At 40.2% G+C, this 25141-nt stretch carries 17 protein-coding genes; 3 read left to right on the plus strand and 14 right to left on the minus strand.

What is annotated here, in order from left to right; all coding sequences use genetic code 11:
• Positions 1 to 160: 160 nt before the first annotated feature.
• Positions 161 to 1453 carry a serine hydrolase domain-containing protein gene (locus QOL76_RS03855; RefSeq protein ID WP_283411705.1) on the minus strand — a complete coding sequence of 431 codons (1293 nt, stop codon included), beginning with the start codon at positions 1451 to 1453 and terminating at the stop codon, positions 161 to 163.
• A 236-nt stretch (positions 1454 to 1689) separates the two neighbouring features.
• Positions 1690 to 3192: a S1C family serine protease gene (locus QOL76_RS03860; protein WP_283411706.1), complete on the minus strand. Its 1503-nt coding sequence runs from the start codon at positions 3190 to 3192 to the stop codon at positions 1690 to 1692.
• Positions 3193 to 3548: 356 nt separating this feature from the next.
• Between QOL76_RS03860 and QOL76_RS03865 the strand changes: the two genes are divergently transcribed.
• A complete protein-coding gene (locus QOL76_RS03865; RefSeq protein WP_283411707.1) occupies positions 3549 to 6113 on the plus strand; it encodes a mechanosensitive ion channel family protein in 2565 nt (854 codons plus the stop codon).
• Between the two features lie 42 nt (positions 6114 to 6155).
• Here the strand turns inward: QOL76_RS03865 and QOL76_RS03870 are convergent, their stop codons facing one another.
• Positions 6156 to 6347, minus strand: coding sequence for a cold-shock protein (locus tag QOL76_RS03870; protein ID WP_057935595.1), 192 nt, complete (start codon positions 6345 to 6347; stop codon positions 6156 to 6158).
• A gap of 88 nt (positions 6348 to 6435) precedes the next feature.
• On the opposite strand from QOL76_RS03870, the gene QOL76_RS03875 reads away from it, so the two are divergent.
• Positions 6436 to 6921, plus strand: a complete 486-nt coding sequence (locus QOL76_RS03875) for a SixA phosphatase family protein (RefSeq protein WP_283411708.1) — start codon at positions 6436 to 6438, stop codon at positions 6919 to 6921.
• A gap of 328 nt (positions 6922 to 7249) precedes the next feature.
• Here the strand turns inward: QOL76_RS03875 and QOL76_RS03880 are convergent, their stop codons facing one another.
• The 7 genes from QOL76_RS03880 to QOL76_RS03910 form a co-directional block, all read right to left on the minus strand.
• Positions 7250 to 7981 carry an SDR family NAD(P)-dependent oxidoreductase gene (locus tag QOL76_RS03880; protein ID WP_283411709.1) on the minus strand — a complete coding sequence of 244 codons (732 nt, stop codon included), beginning with the start codon at positions 7979 to 7981 and terminating at the stop codon, positions 7250 to 7252.
• Positions 7982 to 8010: 29 nt separating this feature from the next.
• Positions 8011 to 9408 carry an ATP-dependent protease ATPase subunit HslU gene (gene hslU / locus QOL76_RS03885; protein ID WP_283411710.1) on the minus strand — a complete coding sequence of 466 codons (1398 nt, stop codon included), beginning with the start codon at positions 9406 to 9408 and terminating at the stop codon, positions 8011 to 8013.
• 112 nt (positions 9409 to 9520) lie between these two features.
• Positions 9521 to 11998 carry an endopeptidase La gene (lon, locus tag QOL76_RS03890; protein WP_283411711.1) on the minus strand — a complete coding sequence of 826 codons (2478 nt, stop codon included), beginning with the start codon at positions 11996 to 11998 and terminating at the stop codon, positions 9521 to 9523.
• Positions 11999 to 12232: 234 nt separating this feature from the next.
• Positions 12233 to 12616, minus strand: coding sequence for a hypothetical protein (locus QOL76_RS03895; RefSeq protein ID WP_283411712.1), 384 nt, complete (start codon positions 12614 to 12616; stop codon positions 12233 to 12235).
• Positions 12617 to 12621: 5 nt separating this feature from the next.
• Entirely contained in the window at positions 12622 to 13896 is a 1275-nt protein-coding gene (locus tag QOL76_RS03900) for a hypothetical protein (protein WP_283411713.1), read from the minus strand.
• 142 nt (positions 13897 to 14038) lie between these two features.
• Positions 14039 to 15364 (minus strand): RIP metalloprotease RseP, encoded by a 1326-nt coding sequence (gene rseP / locus QOL76_RS03905; RefSeq protein ID WP_283411714.1) that lies wholly within the window; start codon positions 15362 to 15364, stop codon positions 14039 to 14041.
• The gene (locus tag QOL76_RS03910; protein ID WP_283411715.1) at positions 15364 to 16530 is read right to left on the minus strand and encodes a 1-deoxy-D-xylulose-5-phosphate reductoisomerase; all 1167 of its coding nucleotides are present in this window, start codon (positions 16528 to 16530) and stop codon (positions 15364 to 15366) included. The genes rseP and QOL76_RS03910 overlap by 1 nt, the downstream gene beginning before the upstream one ends.
• A gap of 231 nt (positions 16531 to 16761) precedes the next feature.
• Between QOL76_RS03910 and QOL76_RS03915 the strand changes: the two genes are divergently transcribed.
• Positions 16762 to 18210: a trypsin-like peptidase domain-containing protein gene (locus tag QOL76_RS03915; protein ID WP_283411716.1), complete on the plus strand. Its 1449-nt coding sequence runs from the start codon at positions 16762 to 16764 to the stop codon at positions 18208 to 18210.
• A 1-nt stretch (position 18211) separates the two neighbouring features.
• Here the strand turns inward: QOL76_RS03915 and QOL76_RS03920 are convergent, their stop codons facing one another.
• The 4 genes from QOL76_RS03920 to QOL76_RS03935 form a co-directional block, all read right to left on the minus strand.
• Positions 18212 to 19744, minus strand: coding sequence for a hypothetical protein (locus QOL76_RS03920; RefSeq protein WP_283411717.1), 1533 nt, complete (start codon positions 19742 to 19744; stop codon positions 18212 to 18214).
• Between the two features lie 50 nt (positions 19745 to 19794).
• Entirely contained in the window at positions 19795 to 20901 is a 1107-nt protein-coding gene (locus QOL76_RS03925) for a DUF4249 domain-containing protein (protein ID WP_283411718.1), read from the minus strand.
• Positions 20902 to 20903: 2 nt separating this feature from the next.
• Positions 20904 to 23600, minus strand: coding sequence for a TonB-dependent receptor (locus QOL76_RS03930; protein WP_283411719.1), 2697 nt, complete (start codon positions 23598 to 23600; stop codon positions 20904 to 20906).
• Positions 23601 to 23667: 67 nt separating this feature from the next.
• Positions 23668 to 25131 (minus strand): SusD/RagB family nutrient-binding outer membrane lipoprotein, encoded by a 1464-nt coding sequence (locus QOL76_RS03935; protein WP_283411720.1) that lies wholly within the window; start codon positions 25129 to 25131, stop codon positions 23668 to 23670.
• Positions 25132 to 25141 lie beyond the last annotated feature (10 nt).

Below are 25141 nucleotides of genomic sequence, written 5' to 3' on the forward strand. Positions count from 1 at the left end.
AAAGGCTCTGCTGGTTTTCTCTTTTCTATTTTTCTACCCACAGCTAGTCCCTGACGGGACAACTGTATGGTAGGTTTTTAGCCGCTCAGCTTAGCCTCGATTCGTCTCTCACGAAAGGATTTAGAATAAAAAACCTATTCTCGAATCTCAAATCAGCTCATTATTCAATCGCAGAGAAAACCATTTGTCTGAATTTCCAAGCGGACTCATCGCCTGTTCCTCCCTGGGTTTGCTTCATTAAGATTCCAATCGTGTTTGTAACGGGATCAGCGAAATACTGAGTATTGAAATATCCTCCCCAATCGAAGGTACCCAAACTTCCAAGTCCCCCTTGTGCTACTCCTTTTTCATCCACCAAACCAAAAGCTAATCCATAATCCTTTCCTCCATCTCCTAACATATCGCCAACTTGATTACTCATCATAGTTTTTATCGTTGTTGGACTGAGGAATCGAGTTCCATTATACGCTCCTCCATTCAGGTACATTTGAAGGAATTTAGCATAGTCTTCGGCAGTAGAAGATAGGCCGGCACCTCCCGAGAAAAATGTCTTTGCGCCAGTTTTAGGATAATCAGGATCATAGAAAGTTACAGGAAAGGATTCCCATTGGTTGTTTACTTTTCTATGAATTGTTACCAGCTTTTTCCCTTGAGCCTCATTCAGATAAAATCCTGTATTACTCATTCCCATAGGATCAAAAATTCGCGTTTTCAGAAACTGGTCAAATGGCATTCCTGAAACAACTTCTATAAAATATCCCAACACATCTAACCCTTCGCTATAAGTGTATTTCGTGCCTGGTTCGTGGTGAAGTGGTAGCTGTGCAAGCTTTTTAATGTTATCGCTGATCTTCACGGGTTCGGAAGTGAACAAATCCACAATCCCGGCTTTTTGGTAGACCATTTTCATCTGCTCATTTCCATCTATCACCCCATAACCTATCCCAGAAGTATGGGTAATAAGATGTCTAATGGTGATTTCCCTTGGTGAAGGTCTGGAAGAATAAGAAGAATCCGCATATCGAAATCCAGACAAAATCCTAGGATTAGCAAACTCTGGAATGTACTTGGAGATGGGATCATCCAACTTAAATTTCCCCTCCTCCCAAAGCATCATTACGGCAGTAGAAGTAATTGCCTTGGACTGAGAAGCAATCCTAAAAATCTGATCTTTAGCCATTTTAGTACCGGAAGGCACATCAGCTAATCCTTTAGCTTCGTGATAGACTATTTTACCATCTTTCACGATCAATGCCACTAGACCGGGAACCTGATTATCAGCCAGGGTTTGATCCAGCATCTGGTCAATTCTCTCTAAACGTGCAGAAGAAATACTTTGAAGGGGTTGTTTTCCTGTAGGTGCAAGGACGGTTGATGGACTTTGAGCTTGTGTATTAACGCTTAATACTAGCAGAAAAACTAGGCTTCCGAGCGCGCCGAGGTACTGTTTCATGGGTTGTATGGGTTTGATTGAAAAGTAAAGTAGTTAATCTCACTAAGAAATCTATCCCGCTGGAAAAAATGGCAGGAAAACTGGGGAAAATGAGAATTTAATAAGAATGGGAGCCAGTCATTTGTCAATGTTATCAGCAACCTTAAACGGCACATAAAGCAGTCAAAAAAGTGTAACAAAAAAAACAGGCCGATGAAAATTCATCGGCCTGCCTAATGTAGACGCTCAGTTGTATATCAATTCAATTCAAAATAATATTCTGTTCCGTCTTGGAACATACCAAGTACTACGATATCGTCACCCTGAGTATCTTCTAATACACTTAGTAAGTTGTCAACTCCGGATATTTTGACTCTACCACTTTCTGTGATGATAGAAGTGATAATAAAGCCCTCTCTTGCTCCAGCTTCTCTCCATTTTTGACCATTGACAGAAGCAATCAGTGCGCCACCGGATAACTCAAGCGACCTTTTGATTTGATCAGGAACTTCTTCAAAATTGACACCCTGAAACTCAAAGGTTTTTGGGATTACTTTTTCTACTATATCAGTTGTTCCTGAGAAGTTTTTCAATGTAGCTTTCGCTTTGTAGGTTTTTCCATCACGGATATATTCCACTTCCACCTTATCACCTGGTCTCTTTCTAGCAACCATTTCCTGTAGATTTGCGACGTTATTGGTCACTCTACCGTCTACACTGATAATGATATCTCCTATCTTCAGTCCTGCTTCTTCTCCTGCACTATTTTCGTTGACGCCACCTATATATACCCCTTGCTCTACAGGGAATTCGGTGTCCAGGTAATCTGCTAGCTCAGGGCTTACATTTTGGATATTAACTCCCAGCAAGGCACGCTGTGCTGTACCATATTGCATGAGATCATCCATTACTTTCTTCACCAAGGTACTTGGTACAGCAAATGAATAGCCATTGAAAGTACCTGTTCTACTTGCGATGGCAGTGTTGATACCGATTAGTTCTCCTGCTAAATTAACCAGCGCTCCACCGGAATTCCCAGGGTTCACTACAGCGTCAGTCTGAAGGAAAGCCTCTACGGAAAGGTTATTCTCAACGTTTTCCAGAATTCTGATATTTCTGGCTTTTGCTGAAATAATACCTGCAGTAACTGTAGAGTTCAAATCGAAAGGATTACCCACAGCAAGCACCCATTCACCAATTTGAGTTTTGTCTGAATCACCGAATCTCACGAAAGGCAGGTTTTCTCCGTCAATTTTCAACAACGCTAAATCAGTGGTAGGATCTGTCCCGATAACTTTGGCTACATAACGCTTATTGTTGTCAAGAGAGATTTCTAATCTATTGGCATTTTCAACCACGTGATTATTGGTAACTATATAGCCATCAGGAGAGATGATTACCCCGGAGCCGGAACTCATCATAGTTCTACCTTCTCCACCTCTATTTTGGTCTTCTCTAGGCGGGATTCCAAAAAACTCCTGTAAAGGATCTCTTCTTCCTCTACTATTTCCAGTATAGGTCATCTGACTTTTGACGTGAACAACAGCGGGCACTACTGCTTCTGCAGAAGCTACAAAATTGATCCCGTCAGGCACGGTAAAGTCTTCCCCCGAAAGTAAGTTTGCAAAGCTAGCCGGCTGCTTATCATCGAAGCTTGTTGCATTTTGTGGTTGTACTAGAAAGCTGACGCCCGCTAAGGCAACTATGCCTCCGATCAAAGAGGCAAGAAGCATTCCCAGAAAGAATTGTCTTTTGCTCATATTTTTAAATTTTAATAATTAATGTTATTAGGGTAATACTCGAAAAGAACCAAATATTACACCTGAAAAAGTGGCTAGATCTCCAAATTAACAGGAATTAACCAATTTCTTCAGATATTAATTAATATTATGTTTTAAGGCTCTATTTGCTTGCCAAATCTGAAATGACTGACACTTTCAAACAAAATTCTGAAATTTTGACAGGAAATCGAAGGTGATTTCTGACTGATGGTTTTCAGAAATTGAATTAAAGTTTCAGTACCTAATACAGTTATTAACTCATTCTAGCATCATCTTGTTTTGGTTCCTAACTACTGTTGTTTTTTTATTTACTTTAAATTTTCATATTGAGAATTATGTACAAAATTCTGGTAGCCTTTCTTCTATCCCTGCAGGTAATTCAATCAGCATCTGCTCAAGGTACAACTGCGGAGGGCAATTCAACAGAGGAAGGAACAGGTATTGAACTTATTGACAGCCTTTTTATTTTCTCCGATTCGGTAGATCTCACACCTACAAAACCTAAGACTGGCGGAGCGATATTAACTCAGTTGATCAATAAGGCCCAGCGATATGCCTACGATCTGAGTGAACTTAACGTAGAACTAGCGGAGAGCCTTGATACCACTGCAATGTCTGAAAGGCTGAGGATAATTAACATTGTGGCCAAGAGAGTCAAAGCCAAAACGGAGGAAGATGCCGGAAATCTAAACCACCGGTATCTGATTGGTATGGAAAATCTGGTCTCAACGGTGGCTGATGAAAACATAGGTATACAAAAAAAGATCCAAGAAAGAGTTGATAAACTATCGGCTGCCGGGAATAAACTAAATTCCATAAAGTCTGACTCACTATTTGCAATGACTCTTCGTGACACCTCATTGGTTCCTGCTATCAATAGAGAGCTTAGACTCCTCAAGGAATCATTGAAAAATATAGACAGCATATATTTGGAGCAAGAGATTCTCACTGCAAAATTGCAGGCAAAGGTTTCTGAAAATGCAATGGCATTTCTTTCGTTGAAACAATACCTCAACCAGACCAAGAAAAAACTTGACAGGCAGTATTGGACAAAAGAAATCAACTACGCATGGGAACCGGCTAACTACCAAAAATTTAGCGACTTACCTACTAGAGCAAAAAGGTCTATTGACCTCAACATTGACCTAATGAAAGCCTATGCAGAGCGGAATTTATATACTTTTTTAATCTGTGCTATACTCTTCGGGCTATTATACTGGAAAATCAAATCCACAATCAAAGAGATTAGTAATCAGAAGGATTTTGCCTCGCTCATTCTAGATAGGGTTAAGTATTTCAATAAACACACCTTCTTTTCCACCCTCATAATTCTTATTCCCATCTTTTTAATAATATTCAGTAAGCCACCTCTGGTTTTTATTTCCATTTTATCTTTATGCCTAGTCATTGCCTCTAGTTTTCTAATCAAGGAGCAATTCGGCCAAAAGCTCAATAAAATATGGCTTATCTTCCTCACACCTTACATCGCACTGGCTATTAGTGGTTTAAATTGGATAGTAATCTATCAGGAGCGATGGTACATTTTACTCTCATCACTGACATTTGTAGTAATGGGAATTGTTGTTTTAAAAGAAGTCTTAACCAATAAGGAAAAACAATTTACTTTTTTAAAATACCTCGCCATATTCCTTATTATCATTGAAACATTTGCTTTTTTCAGCAATATTTTAGGGCGATTCAGTCTTTCCAAAACCTATTCTATCACTGGTGTAATACTATTTTATCGAGGCATAGGTTTATTCCTATTTGTCAATGTTTTCCTTGAAGCTATTTATCTATTCATAGAACATAGTAAAAAAGAGAGTGACGTATTCACCTCCTATTTTGATTTCCAGGATTTGCAAAAAAGGATGAAAGGAATCCTTTACGTTTTTGCGGCTGCAATCTGGGTTTATGGCTTAATTTGGCATTTAGGTTTCTTTGATAAAGCGTACAATACTGTGCAGGAGTTTCTGCTCAAAGACCGCACACTGGGCGACACTGTATTTCAATATGGCAGCATTCTCCTATTCATTATTGTTCTCTATATCTCTACTTTTCTTGCGAATAACATCGCTTATTTCGCGTCAGTCAAAGATCAAAAAACAGCAGCTTCAAGAAAACAGCGCCTAGGCAGCTCTATACTTCTGATCAGGTTAGCTGTTTTGTCGATAGGTTTTTTGATCGGAATGACCGCCGCCAAAATTCCTTTTGACAAAATAGCCATTGTTCTTGGGGCGTTATCGGTAGGTATTGGCTTTGGTCTGCAAACCATCATCAACAACCTGGTCTCGGGGATTATTCTAGCCTTCGAGCGCCCTATTCAGATAGGAGATGAAATTCAAGTGGGGATGAATGCCGGTACAGTAAAAGACGTGGGTATCCGAGCAAGCAAAATCCAAGCTTACGACGGTTCCGAAATCGTTGTTCCAAACGGCGACTTGCTATCGCAAAGCTTAATTAACTGGACGCTTTCTGACAAAAAACGCAGGGTGGAACTGATCATAGGCGTGGGCTACGGATCAGATATGAAGCTGGTAAAATCAGTGCTTGAAGAGGTAATGAAAGGCGAGCGCATCCTGAAAGCTCCCGCTCCCCGTGTTTATATGCAGACCTTCAATGATAGCTCAGTAGACTTCAGGGTGCTTTTTTGGGTAGAAAGTATGGATATTTGGATTGATGTGAGAGGCGAGGTAATGAGTACCATATTTGAAAAATTTGCTGAGCATGACATCGAAATTCCATTCCCGAAGAGAGACCTCTATCTAAAATCCGTGCCATCCAACTGGCAGGAAAAAATATCCAAGCCTGGAGAAGATATCAGCCCAGGGGCTTTAGATGTTAAACCGAAAGATGATTTATCAGATATGGATAAAAACAAAAAATCCCCTGAAGAATAATCTTCAGGGGAAAGTTTTTTTCGCTAACAAAAAAGATATTGATTAAGCTCTTTTGACATTGACAGCGTTAGGACCTTTTTTGCCATCTTTGATGTCATAGGTTACTTTGTCATTCTGTGCGACTTGATCCACCAAACCGGTTGCGTGTACGAATACTTCGCTTTGAGACTCATCGTCAACGATAAATCCGAACCCTTTGGCTTCATTGTAAAATTTTACTGTTCCGGTAAACATAATAATTTGTGATAAATTGGAATTGAAAGAGCGCTAAAAGTAAATATTCAATTAAAAAAAACAAAATAATCATTCTTATTTTCAAGAAATGAAGAAAATAATTTTGATCAGACACGGAAAATCAGATTGGAACAACCCTAATCTGACAGATCACGACAGACCCTTGGCTCTGCGTGGGTTGAATGATGTGCCTGAAATGAGCTTGCGTCTGAAAGAAAAAGGAATTTTTCCAGACCTTATTTTAAGTTCTACAGCCCTTCGGGCGATGCAGACCGCAGAAATAGTAGCCGAAGTTCTGCACATTCCCAAAGCTAGTTTGGCTTTCGAAAAAAACCTCTACCATGCTTCCTATGGTATGATTTTGAAAAGCATCCAAAGACAAGATGATTCGAACGAACTAATCTTCATAGTTGGCCACAACCCAGGAATGAATGATTTTATAGAATTTATGGGTGGAAATTTAGATAACCTGCCAACCTCAGGGCAGTACGCCTTTATAGTCGACACAGCTCATTGGATCCAACTACGCCCAGATAATGTTAAAACCTGGTTTGTTGATTACCCGAAGAAATGATTGTTCAGTGTAGCTAGTGCCCAGTCTCAGGTATCAGTATTCAGTCTCATTTCTCAAACACGTCAATCTACCATAAGGTGACTAAAGAATTTTATGATTATCCGCAAAGATGCCAGTCACCTTAGATTCTATGCTTGTCTGGTTGGAAGACCAAAGGCCGAAGACTCCCGCACTGACGGGACCTCAATTCCTTAATTTAGCATATCCTTTTTTGCCTTTGACTCCATCCTGGAACATAAGCGGATATACATAAAGAATTTTATTGATTAACTACCTAACTGCACTGCGCACTCAGAGTTAGCTTCTGTGACCAATGCTGTCAAAATTTTCAAGGCAAATCAAAATTCCTTACATCCTGAATTACTTCTTGAAACTCATTTTCATGTTCCAATAGATAACTGATTTTGGAGGCAACCGATTCTGGAGAGGACAAATCCCCATTTTCCTTGTAGCTTTTGAATCGCTCTATCTCAGGAAAATCCAAACCATCTGCCTGCCGGATCTCATCTTGCATTTGCGTATCTACGATACCTGGCGCTATGCTGAAGAATCTAAATTGGGAATCAGCATTCTCTTTGGCAGCCACTTTGGTAAACATAGCAATAGCAGCCTTTGTGCTGCAATATTGGCCCCAACTTTCCATGGGCTTTGACGCGGCACCTGAACTGATGTTGCAAATGATTTTTTTAGCCGTTGAATGCTTATAAGCAGCTACAAAAGCATTTGTCAGATACATTGGAGCTAGCAGATTGATATTGACACTATTCCGCATATGTTTCACCTGAAGACTGCCAACAGGTTTAATCTCCCCTATCCAACCCGCATTATTTATTAATATAATTTCTTCGAACTCATCGGAAGGAAACAAGTTGGAAAGTTCAGTTTCTAAAACTTCCAACTCACCGAAATCCATGCTGATTTCGGTGAGATTTGGTTTGTTCAAGCCCAGTTTTGTTCTGGAAATAGCAATTATTTCAAACTCCTCTTTCTGCAGATAAGTATCTAAAATAGCTCTGCCGAGCCCCTTGCTATGACCTGTAAGTATGAGAAGTGACTTCATTACCTATTGGATTCTATTTCAAATTGGAATTAAAGAATATACTGAGACAGATCTCTATTCTGAACCAGCGAACTCAACCTATCCTGAACCATCTCTTTGGTTACCATGATTTTCGAATTGGCAGTGATCGTATCCGGCACTTCAAACAAAAAGTCATTTAACAAGTGACTCATTACGGTGTGAAGTCTTCTCGCGCCAATATTTTCTACTTCCTGATTGATCAAGAAAGCTAATCGTGCGATCTCTTCAATCGATTCGTCATTGAATTCCAAGTAAACTTCCTCTGATTCAAATAGCGCCTGATACTGTTTGGTGAGGGCATTTTTTGGCTCGCGCAAAATTCTGGAAAAATCTTCCTGAGTTAAACTCTGCAACTCCACGCGAATCGGGAATCTACCTTGTAATTCAGGAATTAAATCAGAAGGCTTCGCCACGTGAAATGCACCCGCAGCAATAAACAACACATGATCGGTGTTGATCACCCCATATTTGGTATTGACAGCAGAGCCTTCCACAATCGGCAGCAAATCACGCTGCACACCTTCCCTACTCACATCAGGTCCTCCACCATTTTTACCTGATTTGGAGGCAATTTTATCGATCTCATCGATGAAGATGATGCCGTTATTTTCAGCAAGTTTGATTGCTTCCTCTTTTACTTCTTCGAAATCAACCAATTTTGACATTTCCTCTTCGAGCAAAATCTTACGCGCTTCGGAAATACTCACTTTACGTTTTTTGACTTTTTTGGGCATCATATTGGAAATCATATCCTGAAGACCTGCCATACTGGCATCATCCATCATTCCATTTCCGATCATCCCTACACCCATCGGAGATCCTGCTTTTACGCTGATTTCGATTTTGCGCTCGTCCAACTCTCCGTCACGAAGCTTCTCTCTGAATCGCTCACGGGTTCTTTCGTTTAGCTCTGCATCATTGTTTGGCTCAGCATTCGTATCCGAATCCACAGGAATAGCCCGTGTAAATCCAGCACTTTTCACCGGTGGAATCAAAATATCCAAGATAAGTTCTTCGACTGCTTCGGCCGCTTTTTCTTTGACAGATTCATTCTTTTGCTCTCTGACCAATGCCACAGACTGCTCCACCAAGTCACGGACCATGCTTTCTACGTCGCGTCCTACGTAGCCTACTTCGGTAAATTTGGAAGCTTCAACTTTGGTGAATGGGGCATGAGCCACCTTAGCCAATCTTCTAGCGATCTCAGTCTTACCTACACCGGTAGAACCGATCATCAGGATGTTATTTGGCACAATGTCCTTTTGTATATCCGTCTTTACCATCAAACGACGGATTCTGTTTCTCAGCGCAATCGCTACATTACGCTTGGCATCGTGCTGCCCAATGATATATTTATCCAACTCAGCGACAATTTGTCTCGGAGTAAGTGAAAGTATTTTTTCCATGTTGTTAGGTTAAAATGCGCTCAGACCGTAGTGGTTAAGTTTCGATCTAAAGCTTTGTGGTATGATAGTTAAAGGAAAGTGCCTCCTGAACAGGAAGCACTTTTATCTTTGATTAGTTTTCTTTTCCGCTGTCAGACTGAAGATTAAAGTGAAGAGGGTGATCTACTTTGGTTTTAAGTAAAGCAATCTCCAAAACCTCCTCAACTCTGTTCACAAAGTGAAATTCTACTCCTTTCACGTATTGCTCATCGATCTCTTCGATATCGCGTTTGTTTTTACTACAAAGGATGATTTCCTTGATTCCAGCTCTTTTCGCAGCCAAGATTTTCTCCTTGATACCACCTACAGGCATTACTTTGCCTATTAAGCTGATTTCTCCAGTCATAGCCACTTTCGCTTTTACTTTTCTCTGGGTAAAAACAGAGGCCATTGCTGTCAGCATAGTAATACCAGCCGAAGGTCCATCTTTAGGAACAGCTCCTGCAGGCACGTGAATATGAAGATCGTATTGATCAAACACTCTATGGTCAATTCCTAGCGTTTCCGCCTTAGACTTCAAATAAGACAAAGCAGTTATAGCCGATTCCTTCATCACATCACCAAGTTGTCCAGATAGCGTAAGTTTCCCTTTGCCTCGGCTCAAGCTTGTCTCAATGAATAAAATCTCACCGCCAACACTTGTCCAAGCCAATCCAGTGACCACTCCTGCAATGCTGTTATCAGTATATGACTCCTTATCGAAGATTTCAGAACCCAAGATTTTCCTTACAGCAGCAGCTGTGATTTTAGGGCTATATTCCTCTTCCATAGCAATTGACTTGGCAATATTTCTTACCACTTTCCCAATTGCTCTTTCCAAGCTTCTCACACCGGATTCTCTAGTGTAATCTTCTATCAACTTCACCAACGCTGCTTTGTCAAATGTAATCTGCTTGGCTTTCAACCCATGCTCTTTGCGCTGTTTTGGTACCAAGTGGCGCTTAGCTATTTCCACTTTCTCTTCCTGGGTATATCCAGTCACCTCTATGATTTCCATTCTATCCCGCAATGCAGGTTGAATAGTGTCCAATGAGTTGGCTGTAGCAATGAAAAGAACCTTACTCAAATCATATTCTACTTCAAGGTAATTGTCCAAGAAAGCATTGTTTTGCTCGGGATCAAGAACCTCAAGGAATGCCGAGGAAGGATCTCCACGAAAATCTGAAGAAAGCTTATCAATCTCATCCAAGACATAAACTGGATTAGAGATTTTCACCTTTTTCATGTTTTGGATAATCTTTCCCGGCATCGCGCCTACGTAAGTTTTGCGGTGACCGCGAATCTCTGCTTCGTCATGCATACCGCCAAGAGACATTCTGACGTATTTTCGACCTAATGCCGCTGCAATAGACTTTCCTAGGGAAGTCTTACCTACACCTGGAGGGCCATAGAGACATAGAATTGGACCTTTAAGGTCATTCTTCAACTTCAATACTGCCAAATATTCGATAATTCTTTCTTTGACTTTTTCCAGTCCAAAGTGATCTCCATCCAATACTTTTTTGGCATGATTCAGATCAAAATTATCCTGAGTAAACTCGTTCCATGGCAATTCAACCATAGTTTCAGCATAATTCAAGGCAATTGGATATTCTGCTGCAGAAGGGTTAATTCTTAGGATTTTATCCAGTTCTTTTTCAAAGTGTTTTTTCACTTCAGCAGGCCAGTTTTTCTTAGCCCCACGAAGACGCAAATCTTCTACTTCCTTCTCTGGTCCTTCATCGCCAAGCTCCGTTTGAAGCACTTTCATCTGCTGACGCAGGAAGTAATCCCGTTGCTGCTGATCAATGTCAGTGTGCACTTTCTTCTGAATTTCAGATTTCAGTTCCAGCATCTGGATGTCTTTCATCATGAATTCCAGCAAAAGCGTCGCACGCTCTACCCCATCATTAATCTCCAATAATCTCTGCTTGGCTTCCACCGGAGCATTGATATTGGAAGAAAGAAAATGAGTAAGGAAAGGGGTATTATCAATATTATCTAAAGCTACTTGTGCCTCACGGGGAATTTCAGGATTCAAGTGAAGAATGCGGGTAGCAGATTCCTTCAAAGATTCCTCAAGCGCTTGAATTTTCTTGGAGCTTTTTGGAAAATTCTCTTCCAGATACTCTGCTTTAGCAATAAAATAGGGATCATCAGTGATTTGCTCACTGACTTTAAAACGCTTCTTGCCCTGGATAATAATTGTAGTATTTCCATCCGGAAGTACGATCATTTTGATGATTTTGGCGAGAGTCCCTACTTGGTAGATATCTTCCCATCCTGGATCATCTATGTTTGGATTGATCTGAGCACACACTCCTATCAACTTATTTCCCTTTTGGGCTTTCTTCACAAGACGGATGGATCGCTGCCTACCGACAGTGATAGGAATCACAACTCCTGGGAAAAGAACTGTATTTCTTACTGTAAGTATTGGAATCTCTTCTTCAAGGACTTCCTTTCCTTGTGAATCATCCTCTTCGTCGGTTATCAGCTGGATCAGATCTCCCTCACCGGCATATTCACCGACCATTAAGTTTTGAAACACAGAATTTTCGAATTGGCTCATATAGACAGAATGACAGCTAAGCTGTCGGTTTTATGCTAAAATAAAAGAAGAACCCTCAAAATACGAAGGTTCTTCCTAAAAGGTCAAGGTGCATGCCAAAGGCTGAAGTGGTCAGATTGGCAGTTTATTCTTTGAAATAGGCTGGACAGGTCATTTGGCTAGGTGTCTTTATTGGACAACCTCAATAAAACCTCAAGTCTCCTGCCATGCTGTTTTAAAAACAGAAGCATCAACTCATTTACTATTAAATGGTATAGCCTGGGAGTATATAACCGACTTATTAGTTTTTATAAAAGCTACAACATAATAAGTTTTGCTAATTTCAAAGGAATGATTGCTTACCAATCTGAAAGATTTCTCGGGACGACCAGATCCCTTTACTACTTGATCCTTTCCGATCTCAAGCTGACTTCTATTATTAAAAACAAAACCATATTCAATTATTTCGTCAGAACCATAGTCATATACTTGGGCTATAAATTCAACTTCACTTTGATTAATCACTTGAACAGAAGGAGTACTAAAACGGGGATTGGTCCTTGGGAGCACATTTTCTTTGTCATTACAAGAAAAAAACAGAAGTGAAAAAATAAGTAAGAAGAGAAGACCGCTTTTCATCTTACTTATAGTTCGATCCCGATTTGAAGTGAAACAGAAGTTCGGTTGATTCGATACACTGGCGAATCTCCAAGTTGGGAGAAATAAAAGTCATTTAGATAATCAGCCTCTAACTCGACAAATAATTTCATTTTGGATGAAATCGGAAATTTGGCGCTAGCCCTTATTCCGGGGTTCACAGTATTATCCGTTAAGGTGATTGATTGCTCCTCGAAAACCTGCGTCTCTACAGGACCATAAATATTGCTTATCTCTATTAAATACTGATCATTTTTGAATGAGGAAAGCCATGCAGACATTACCAAACCCACGTAAATTTCCTTATTTGCATTTTTGATAATACTGTAATTATAGCCTAAAGGAATAACTATACTACTTTCTTTAAACTTCTGAGTTCCGGTAGCAATCTCATGTCTCACCTCATAACTAGCGTCATAAGTTGTTGAGCGAGTTACATATCCAATTCGAAGATCTATTGATGATTTTGGGAATCTTCTAAAATCATGTAATCTAACACCTGCAAAAGCTCGATAATCTAAAGAATTACTAAAATTGTAATTTGCATTGTCAGGAATATCTGAGGAATTCGTAAAACTTGACCCGATACCTAAGGAAACTATAGGAGAAATGCTTACAAATTTAACCCGATCTATATACAGCTTATATGGTAGTCCCTCACATTCGTGATATTGAGTGAGAATCTTGATAAAATCCTGCTCTTCCAAGTTAGATTTTTCTATCAAGCCGTTAAGCTCTAAGCCGCAATCTCCGGCTGTAAGTACTTTTAAAGTAGATACATACAATTTGATGAGGCGGCTACGTTTTTCTCCATCTACGGAGATATCTTGGCTATATTCTTTTAACTGCTGGATTTCAACCCCATTATCGATATAATAATTACCTCTTCTATAATCCAACTGAAGCTTTCCCGAAAATAGTACTTGGACAAACTCTAATTCCGAGGCATCTGGAAGTTTCTTACTTAAGAATAAATGACCTTCTGTTAGGCCAAAAGCCTGCAGATCAGTAGGAAGATAAGAACTTGTATTGCCTTGGTAAGCAAAATCTACTTTACTATAATCTGTGAGTTCAGCAGTTCTGAGGATTGCACCAAAGAGCTTAGTACCTTCTTTTGTAACAATAAAGTCCGAACTACTTCCAGTAGCAGGATTAATATTTGACCAAACTGACTCCTCAATAAAACCACTCTGACCTTGGGCATAAATAAAAGGCGTGCACATTAACAATATACAAGCTGCTAATCCTAAAATTTTAATCATAAAGTCTAATTTGCTGCTAGATAATAAGATTAAGTTTATGCAACAACAGATTAGTTCAAAATAGTTTGAACGGACTTTAGAGCTCATTAAAAACAAAAAAAGCCGAGATTTCTCCCGGCTTTGAATTCTAATTTTTAATGACTTATCCCTCTCCAGTAAACAGCTTCAGCACGTCATTTCCGATCGCAAAAACCATCAAAGCGAGGAGTATGACCATTCCGACTTTCTGAGCATTCTCAAGGAATCTATTAGAAGGCGCACGACCGGAAATCATTTCATAAAGCAGGAATATCACATGACCACCATCCAAAGCTGGAATAGGCAAGAGATTCATAAATGCCAGAATCATAGAAATCAAACCGGTAATTGTCCAGAACTTAGTCCAGTTCCAAGTATCCCCGTAGATTTTTGCCATTCCTATAGGCCCGCTGACGTTTTTGGTAGAGACTTCACCTGTAAACATCTTGCCCATTGCTTTTGCATTTACAATGACAACTGTGAATGCTTTGGTAGTTCCTTTTTTCAGTGCTTCCGCAAAACCATATTTGCGTTGAACCATATCGATCAAAGGATTCACAGCAATATCTATAGTGCCTCGATCAGTCACTGCCACCATTGTATGAATAGTATCATTAGCGCTAGTCAACAATTCAATATCGGCTTCTTGATCTTTAGCTTTTGCAAGCTCAGTTTTAAGTTCGTCGAAGTAAGTGATGGCCTTACCATTTACAGACAGAATCTTATCATCGATGGTAATTCCAGCTTTCTCAGCAGCACCACCTTCGTCTATTTTGAGTAATTCAAAAGGATATCGAATTTCGACAAAGCTGTTGATTGCTTCCTGACTGTTGAAGGAATTGATAAAACCTCTAGGGATTTCTACTTTGATAATCTCACCTCCACGGTCAACAGTGTAATACCCATTTTCGCTAAGCAAAGCCGAACCAGCAGTCAAATCGTTAATGGATTGGTAAGGTTCACCATTAATATCCAAAATCTTATCCCCTGTTTTCAAGCCAATAGATTCACCGATTTCCAGCGCTTCTATACCGTTTTCTACTACTTGATCACGGGAATAATAAGTCTCACCATTGTTATAAACCAAGATTACAAAAATGACAATACCTGTAACTACATTTACGATTATACCTCCCAGCATTACGATTAAGCGCTGCCAAGCTGGTTTAGATCTGAATTCCCATGGTTGAGGAGGACCTGCCATTTGGTCGGCGTCCATAGATTCGTCCACCATTCCGGAGATTTTCACAAATCCTCCAAGCGGAATTGCCCCTATAGAATATTCCGTTTCTCCCCACTGGAAACCAGCAATTTTGGGAGGAAATCCGATAGAAAATTTCTCTACTCTCATGCCAAACATCTTGGCGGTAAGCAAGTGGCCCAACTCATGTAAACCCACTAGGATTGATAATCCAAGGAGCAACTGGCCCACCATAATTAAGGTATCCATTATACTTTATTCGTTATTAGTTCTTTTGTAATTTCTCTCGCCCGCATATCCATCTCCACATAATCTTCCAAACTTGGATGTGCAATAAACTCAGCTTTTTCGAGAGTTTCGCCAATCAAATCCGACATTTCTAGAAAACCAACTTCTTTATTCAAGAAAGCAGCTACTGCAATTTCATTGGCAGCATTCAAGACGCACGGTGCTGTACCGCCTTTTGCAAGAGCATCATATGCTAATTGAAGGTTTTGAAAAGTCTTTAAATCCGGCTGCTCGAAGGTCAATTGAGGGTAATTCATAAAGTCAAATCTTTCGAAATCACTTTTTAATCGATCCGGAAAGCTTAGGGCAAACTGAATTGGGATACGCATATCCGGCAATCCAAGTTGTGCTTTTATAGATCCATCCTCAAATTGCACCATAGAATGAATGATACTCTGTGGATGTACGACTACATCTATCTGTTCGGTTTTCAGGCCAAAGAGCCACTTTGCTTCAATCACTTCCAGCCCCTTATTCATCAAGGAAGCTGAGTCAATCGTGATTTTGGCACCCATATCCCAATTAGGATGCTTGAGGGCTTGTTCACGCGTCACTGTCTCCAGGAATTTTCTATCTTTTCCTCTGAAAGGACCGCCGGAAGCTGTCAGAATAATCTTTTCGATTGGGTTATGGAATTCACCGATCAGACATTGAAAAATCGCTGAATGTTCAGAATCCACAGGGTAAATATTCACTCGGTTTTCTTTTGCGAGAGCAGTGATAATTTCTCCGGCTACAACAAGTGTTTCTTTATTTGCTAAAGCAATTTGCTTGCCCGTTTTAATTGCATTTACCGTAGGAATAAGGCCAGAATAACCTACCAATGCAGTCAAAACTACATCGATCGTATCCATTTCTACTACCTGTGCAATTGCTTTGGTGCCTGCATACACTTTGATATCCTTTGGCTGTAAGACATCACGTACTTTTTCATACAAGCTCTCATTGCCTATTACCACGACATTTGGAGAAAACTCCAGAGCCTGAGTTATAAGTAAATCTGCATTATTTTGGGCCGTAAGAACCTCTACGATAAAGTCTTCAGGATGCTGACGAATTACCTCTAGGGTTTGAGTACCAATGCTTCCGGTGCTGCCCAGGATGGCTACGCGTTTGGGTTCTGTCATTCAGTTTGGGATTGTCGAGTAATTAAAACCCTTAATGATTTGAAGAGTTTTCTCAATAGCTGACAAAATTACAAGATGCTCCCACTTTTCCTCGTACAAATCGTCAGTTTTTGCCAAATGGCATAATATTCAAGCAATAAAGAGAGCGTTTATCCTGTTTAGGAACTTAAAAAATGTGAATTTATTCAACGGAAAACTTTCACACTCGTCAAATTGAAAAATGATTCATCTATGAACAGTCTATTCAAAACAACCGGAGTTTCCTTTCTGGCAGGCTTGGCCGGAGCTGCAGTTTGGACAACTATCAACTTCAATGAACCAGAGCAATTCTCTGATTTTCCAAACGACACCAAAACACAAGTAAATTTCGCTTCGCAATATCAACCCATTTCATCCCGCTCAAGTGCTGATGCTCCCATATCCTTTGTGGACGCTTCAGAAAACAGCACAGAATCAGTGGTCTTCATCAAAAACTTTTCAGGAACAGATCCAAGAAGATATAGCATGTTTGACTATTTCTTTGGTGGCGGAGGTGCACCTTCACAGCAAGTGAGCACAGGTTCCGGCGTGATTATCTCAGGTGATGGATATATTATCACCAACAACCACGTAATTGATCGAGCTGAAACCATTGAAGTTGTACATAAAAAAAGGACCTACAAAGCCACTTTAGTCGGTACTGATAAAAACACGGATATAGCAGTGTTGAAAATTGAAGGAGAAAACCTTCCTTCAATCAAGCGAGGAAGCAGCCGCGATTTGAAAATCGGTGAATGGGTCCTAGCCGTAGGAAATCCATTTAACCTTACTTCCACCGTGACTGCCGGGATAGTATCTGCAAAAGAGCGACAAATCAATATTCTTGGCGGGGATTTTCCCTTAGAGAGTTTCATCCAGACTGACGCTCCGATTAACCCAGGAAACTCAGGCGGTGCTTTAGTAAATGTCAATGGAGAATTGGTCGGAATTAATACGGCTATCTTGTCCAGAACCGGTTCTTATACTGGTTATGGATTCGCGGTTCCGGTGGATATTGCGATGAAAGTATCCAATGACTTGATCCAATACGGTGAGGTTCAAAAAGCGATCCCTGGAATCGAGGCAGTCGAAATCACACCAGAATTGGCAGAAGAAATGAATATCAAAACACTGGATGGTGTGATCGTAACTCATGTAATTAAAGACGGTGCTGCAGAAAGAGCTGGACTGCAGCGAAATGATGTGATTACCAAACTGGGTTCTCAACCAATTACAGGTAAAGGCAGCTTTGAAGAGACACTTTCCTATTACTATCCTGGCGACCAACTTCCAGTTACCTATTTGAGAAATGGGAATGCGAAATCCGCCAATCTAAAACTTCAGAATTTAGAAGGAGGCAGCGGAGTAATCAAACGGGAGTTTTATAGTTCAGGGATTCTCGGAGCTAGACTGGAAGCTGTAAACACTATCGAAAAGGATAAATTTGGAGTGGACTATGGTATTAAAATCACTGGCCTCACTAGAGGTTATCTCAGAGAACTTGGACTAAGAGAGGGATTTGTAATCACCCGAATAAATAATGAGCCAGCAAAGGATCCTACCAAAGTTGGAGCCTATTTGGAGAAATTTAGTGGCAGATTATTGCTAGAGGGAGTAGCCTCCAATGGTCAACCATTTATGCAAAGTTATAGCGTGAGATAAGTTACTTCTGGGTGGATTGCTGCGGTAGGGGCTGCGACCATTGTAACGATGTTCCGTCCTTTTTCAGCAAATCCACCCATATCACATGATTCCCTTTCACATCTGAACCTTCCCATTCCAGCGATTGAGAGTTTTCAAAGTTGATAGCCTCGCCAGCATCCCAAAGGAGCACTGGCCTTAAGTCAGGGGTTGAGGGATCAATTTCTTCTGAGTTGATTTGCACCAGATCATTGATTCCCAAATAAAATGGATAACCTTCCTTCTCAGCAACTAATGGATCATCGAATTCAGGCTTCATTTCTATACTTACCACACCAAACCGCCCGAGGATGCCAAAGCGCTTCTGTGACTGAAATGAATTGTAAACCGAAATCGAATAAATCTGGTGCATGGGAGTTTCTATCAAATCACCAAATTGAAAAATGGGCGATCCATTGAATAAAATCAGGGGGCTTTTCTCATATCGAAAACCTGCATTCGCAGGAGATAGAATGAGTTCGTAGCCATCTTTAGTTCGCTTCACTGATGCTTTTGATACAATCCCGGAAAACGCCTCTCGAAGCGTAGCAATTCCTTCATAATCCTTAGAAAAATACACCTGATCGGGAGCTACATGATCTGATTTTTGTAGGAAAGGCTCGTAATTATCGAAATCAGTTCTATAGATCTGATCTATGTATTTACGCTTTCTTTTGTGATCCAGAATATTTACCACCGCATCATCAAAAGGTACGGTGTTATCAAAGGAACTAAACTGCTTTTTTTTCCAATCAGAAAGATTCACTGTCACTTCCCCTAGAGGTTCTCCCAAATTGTCAAACTGATAAGCCCAAACCGATGAAGAACCTTGGTGCTTCAATAATTCTTCTTCCATAGAAGCACTATCCCGCATGTTGTATTCTTCCACTAATCCTTGATCGAGAAAAAACACCGAGATTCTCGAATTTGGATCATTATAGGGCGGTTTCAACTTAAATGACACCTTAGTCTCTTCATTTAATTCTGATTCTTTCACATGGCCTAATACAGGATACCCTTCTAATAACGGGTCAAAAACCTTGACTGCCAATAGCCCAAAATCTAAGGTTTCAGAAGAAATACTAAAACTGCCTTCATCTACTTTCCATAGTATATTTTCACCTGCTTCAGAAGCTTGTATAACATGTGCTCCTAGCTCTGGATTTGCATTTTCAGGTAATGCTGTGGAGGAAAAAATCGTAGGGCTATAAACATGAATCAATGCTTCGGTTTGAAACCTTGAGCCTTGAATTTGAGCTACCAATTTATAATTACCTGTACTCAATTCTTCAGGCAGCAAAAAAGCTTGATCAGCATCCTGCTTAGCCGAATTGAAGCGCTCGATAGCGACAGTACTTCCTGAATGGTCAACTAGGTACAAATTAATCAGGCTGCCTTCCCGCGCTGGTTTCCCTTCCGAATCAAGTGTCTGTAACTGCAAGGCAACCAAATCCCCGCTTACATACAGAGAAGAAGAAACGAGCATTCTTACCTTAAGTGAGGCTGATTGCCCCAAAGAGACAAAATTAGTGAACACTGCACAGCACAATGCCAGGGTTAATGTTTTCAATTTTGGTCCCACCATATCGGTTGTTGGTTGGTATTTTCTGTATATGATCCTCTGTATTCTAGACAATTGGAACAGCCTGGAGGAGGAATAAAAGGCACACCAGGGAGAGGCTCACAAGGATCTAAGAAGGTAAGTGTATAAGGTAGATCAGATGGGGTAAGTTTCCATCTATAGGAAGATTCATGTGCAACGTAGAAAAAACCTGAAACTGCTTCTTCCGGATTGTCCACATTTTTAATATTGGTGACCAGAGAAAATGGCGGAGGATCAAAAATCCCTCCTCCACTCTGCTGCTGAGTAGCCAGTTGGTCCCAAAATTGAAATCCTTGCGGAGATAGGCTGTATTGAGTAATTAGGGTAGAGTATCCGTATTGAAGTTGCTCATTGTCGTCTGTTTCAAGAAAAAACAAATCCCGATTATATCCACCAGCCTTATCTTCCCAAACACTTATGGACTGATATTCATACAGATTAGTGACATAGCATCGCTTATTAATGTTTTCTTCGGGAAGTCGAGAAGTCTCAAATATCCAGCTTGGCACTATTTTCCAGCGGTAATAGTATTCTTCACCACCATGCTCATCTAAAGGAACCGAAATTTGGATACCGCGCTGCTGTACGATCTCTGTCTGATTTCCCACAGATATACTTTTCAAAATTGATTTGTATTCTACATCAATATCCTCCAGCTCAGGAGCGGGATGCAACTTATCGTTATCCGATTCATAGACTTTGCCTTCGGATGTTTGAATCCGAATCTTGTAATCCACATTTTCTTTAGCAGAAAAATTCACATCACGGATCAGATATCGCTGCTCGTCTTCATCCCAGAAGTATCCAAAACTTTCCCCATCAGATGAAATTAAGGCAACTGTAGCATCTGAAATCACCTCATCTAACACATTATTCACGGGACTAGTCCATCGTACTGCCACATAAAAGCGGCTTGGTGGAGCAGGTTTTTTAGATTGATCTGCAAAAGAAATATTGGAAATAAACCCATCAACAACTAGGCGTCTAGGCTCACTTCCTGTCTCAAAAGAAATTGGCTCTATGCATGCCGTCAAAATCAATAGAAGCGCAATAATATAACTCTGTCGCATCTTTATATTTTAAAATTGTAAGAGATTGATGGGAATGCGCTTCCCAGCACCGAAAGCTGAAATGCATTGCCTCTTTGCGTGAAATACACTGAGAACGGGTTTTTTCTTCCATAAACATTATATAGGGAGAATACCCACTCTCCGTCAATTGCTTTCTCTTTTTTCAGGCCACTTTTCAAGGTAAAGGCTAAGTCTAGTCTATGGTAATCCGGCACCCTATATTGATTTCGATCAGAGAAATTCAAAACAGAAAGTATGTCTTCATATTGGAATTTGGAAACAGGAACTGTGATCGGCCTGCCGGTAGAATATGCAAAGTTTAAGTTCATTGCAAGCCTTCTACTCACCTTATAATTCATCACCAACGAGATGTCGTGCGGTTTGTCATAATTGGCAGCAAAGAAATCACCGCCATTTATCTTCTCCTCGTCAAATTGGGATTCATCAAATTTTCTCAAGCTTCGCGAATAGGTGTATCCTAGCCATCCTGTGAGCTTTCCTCGATTTTTACGCAATAGGAATTCAGCGCCATATGCGCGTCCTTCACCTTGAATAAGGTCCGCATCCAGGTTCTCATTCAGCAAAATAGAGGCAGCATTTTTATAATCTACTACCTGCTGTATATTCTTGTAATATCCTTCTACTGATATTTCGAAGAGGTTATCTTTCCAATTTTTAAAGAGGCCAATGGTGTATTGATCCGCAATTGAAGGGGAAAGATTGTAGCCAGAAGACTTCCAATAATTTACCGGAGAGATCGCAGCAGTATTAGATATCAAATGTATATACTGATTGGTTCTGTAATAGCTAAGCTTCAAAGAACTGGTAGGGGTAACGAGCCAACGAAAAGATGCTCGTGGCTCTAATCCAATGTACGTTTTGGCTACTTCATTTTGACCAAAACTCAAGGTATCTGTAATCGTCGCTGTAGACTTAGGCTGATTGGGATCAAAATCGTAATATGTCCCACCGAGAGCTAGGTAATTAGATACACGTATACCGTAGACAAGAGAAGCTTTAGGAGAAATAACAAATTCATCATTGACATAAATAGCACTTTCTAAAGCATACTCTTCGGGTATGTGAATTTCTTCTGAGGTAGTATTTTCAGAGCCAGGGTCAAAATTCCCGTTGTTAAAGGAATAGTAAAGCGAACTTATGCCAAAATCCAACTTATGCGCTGTGCCCATTTCATAGGAGAAATCGACTTTTCCTTGATAGTTTAGAATACCTGAGGTATAGTCAAAATCATAGCTTTCTTGAGTATTTCTGATGTTACTTTGAAAGTCACTGACCACCACCTGAGTCTGCATCAAGAACTTGTTGCTAAATCTATGACCCCATTTTAGTATCCCCAACTTAGTTTTCCACACATAGGCAGTGTCAGAAGCAAATTCGAAATTGTCATCGCTCAGATAGCTGGAAAAAGTGAGCACATTTTTTTCATCAATAGTATGATTTATTTTGAAGTTCACATCATAAAATCCAGCAGCACTTTGGTAGAGATCTGGGTCTTTCATCTGCTTTAGCATCCAATTAGGATATGCGGTCCTACCTGAGAGCAGAAAAGTGGTTTTATCTTTCCTTAATGGACCTTCTACCAGAAGTCTGGATGAAATCAATCCTATACCACCTTGTACATCTATGTCTTGGGAATTGCCATTTCGTAGATTTACATTGAGCACAGAGGAAACTCTACCTCCATAATTGGCGGGCCCACCACCCTTATAAATTTCCACATCTCTGATCAGATCAGAATTGAAAGCTCCGAAAAAGCCAAATAAATGTGAGCTATTGTAAACAATTGCGCCGTCCATCATTACTAGATTTTGGCCTGGATCACCACCTCTTACATTAAATCCCGATGAGCCTTCTCCCACGGAACTGACGCCCGGGAGAGAAATTAGGCTTTTGATCGGATCTACTTCTCCCATAAATGTGGGTAGGCTTCTAATCACAGCAATATCCAAAATCTCCCTGCCGGCGATTTTCTCAGAAACTGAAACTTCCTGACTTCTAGCGGTAATCGTGAATTCTTCTAGCTTCAGCGTTTCATTAAAAAGTTCCACATCCAATTCACCGGAGTTAATTACCTGAACATCGATAGACTTAGGTTCATATCCTGAATATTGTACCAGTAGTTTATATTTACCTGGAATGATTGATAGTTCATAGTTGCCATCCAAATCTGTAATAACTCCTTCTGAACTATCTACTACTTGAATACTAGCTCCTATTAATGCTTCATTTTCACCTGCATCTTTAATATGACCGGTGAGGGTCACTGGCATATTGGAATTTTCCGGTTTGCCAGTACCTATTAATTGATATTGCTTAAGATTAAGGTCTTCTTCATCCCATTGTTCATAGCGATAAGCTTCCAGGCCTTCCTGATTTACCACTACAAAAAGGTCTCTATAGGGAACAATGCTAAAACCGTAGGTGCTCAACATACTATTGATAGTTTCGATAGCGTTTTGCCCTTTGGATCCGTTTACAAGAAAAGCATCTATCCCCCAATCTTCTTTGTAGAAAAAACGGATTTGAAATAGGTTTTCAAGATCTTCTAATACTTCTGGAAGCGGTGTTTCAACGTAATTTTGATCAAATACAACAGTTTTTTCAACTGATTGACCAAAGAGAAAAGTTGCATTGAGAAGTAATAAAAATATAATTATTGGCTGTAGTTTTTTTTTCATAGTGGGCAAATAGCATAAAAATGCCATCTACAACTTGCAGATGGCATTTTATGGTATTTAGTTAATATTATTTATCCCACCATACTGGTGTATCCAATCCATCAGCACCTTGACGTGCAACTACTGCGTCGTAGTTAGTTGAGTTAAGGTTCAGCTCAAATAAAGGATAAGCCTGACGTACTGGGATTTGCTTGCTATCGTTAAGTGCATCTTCGCCTGGCTTCAGATCAGGATAACCTGTTCTTCTCCATTCAGCCCAAGATTCGTAACCATTTAGGAAGTTAGCAATCCATTTCTGAGTAAGGATTTGCTCCATAGCTTTAGAAGCATCATACTGTACCCAAGTATTGGTAATGTAATTTGCATATCCGTCACTAACACCGTACTGATCAAGAGAAGCCTTAACACCCTGGTAGTAAAGTGATTCAGCATCACCTGATATCCAGCCTCTCTGCACAGCCTCAGCCATAGAGAAAAGAACCTGAGCAGAAGTAAAGATATAGTTTGGAGCAGCTTGTGCTCTCAAATCAGCATTCAAGAAAGAAACGTCTGAATTAGAGATTGCACCAGCTCTTGCTTCACTAAGACCATAAGGCATACCAACATACTTACCACCGATGTCAGTAGGATCTGCATATTCAGGAAGTCTTGGATCCATTGATACGTTAAGTACTCCACCGTTTGCAGTAGTCTGCATTCTGTTCACCAAAGTATTGGCAACAGCATAATCACGGCGAGTAAGGAAACGTGCATACCAAGCATTTTGGAAAGCTGCTTCAGGCAAGTTTGCATAGAAAATGTTCTCGCTATTGTCTAATGCAATCACACCGTCATTGATAGCAGAAGAAAATTCTGCAGCTGCTGTGGAAGGATCCACTTCAGACATTCTCAATGCCATTTTCATTCTGATCGTATTTGCAAACTTTTTCCACATATCCATATCCCCATCAAAAAGGATATCACCTTGTACAGGAGCAGTAGAGGAAATATTTCCTTGTGCTGTTTTCAATGTAGCCAATACCCCAGCATATACTTCTGATTGAGGATCAAAAGAAGGCTGACGAACTCCCTCATCAATATTCAAAGCCTCAGAATAAGGAATGTCACCCCATCTGTCGGTAATGAAACTGAAATAGTACGACTGAAGAATTTGAGCTACAGCAATCTGGTTCTCATTTGAACCATATAGTGAAGCTTCAGATTTAGTCTCCTCATCAGTATTCATTATGATGATTTGCTCCAAATCCATCAATACCCCACTATAATAGCCTCCGTAATTGAAGATGATCGTCTGATAGTTATCAGCACTGGTGTATTGCGAATTTGCTAGGTATTGGGAATATAGTGATCCAGTAGGATCATCTATAGTACCCTTCAGCCCGTTGATTGAGTTGGTCAAAAGCGAAGAAGGGATAGCTTGTGTAGTTTGATTTGGGTTGACGTTGGTATCACCAAAATCACCTAGATCACAGGATGTTACCCCTACGGCAATCAACCCTACAAGTATATATTTTGAAATTGAATTTTTCATGTTTCTTTAT

It is taken from the genome of Algoriphagus winogradskyi, assembly GCF_900182815.1.
GTDB lineage: Bacteria > Bacteroidota > Bacteroidia > Cytophagales > Cyclobacteriaceae > Algoriphagus > Algoriphagus winogradskyi.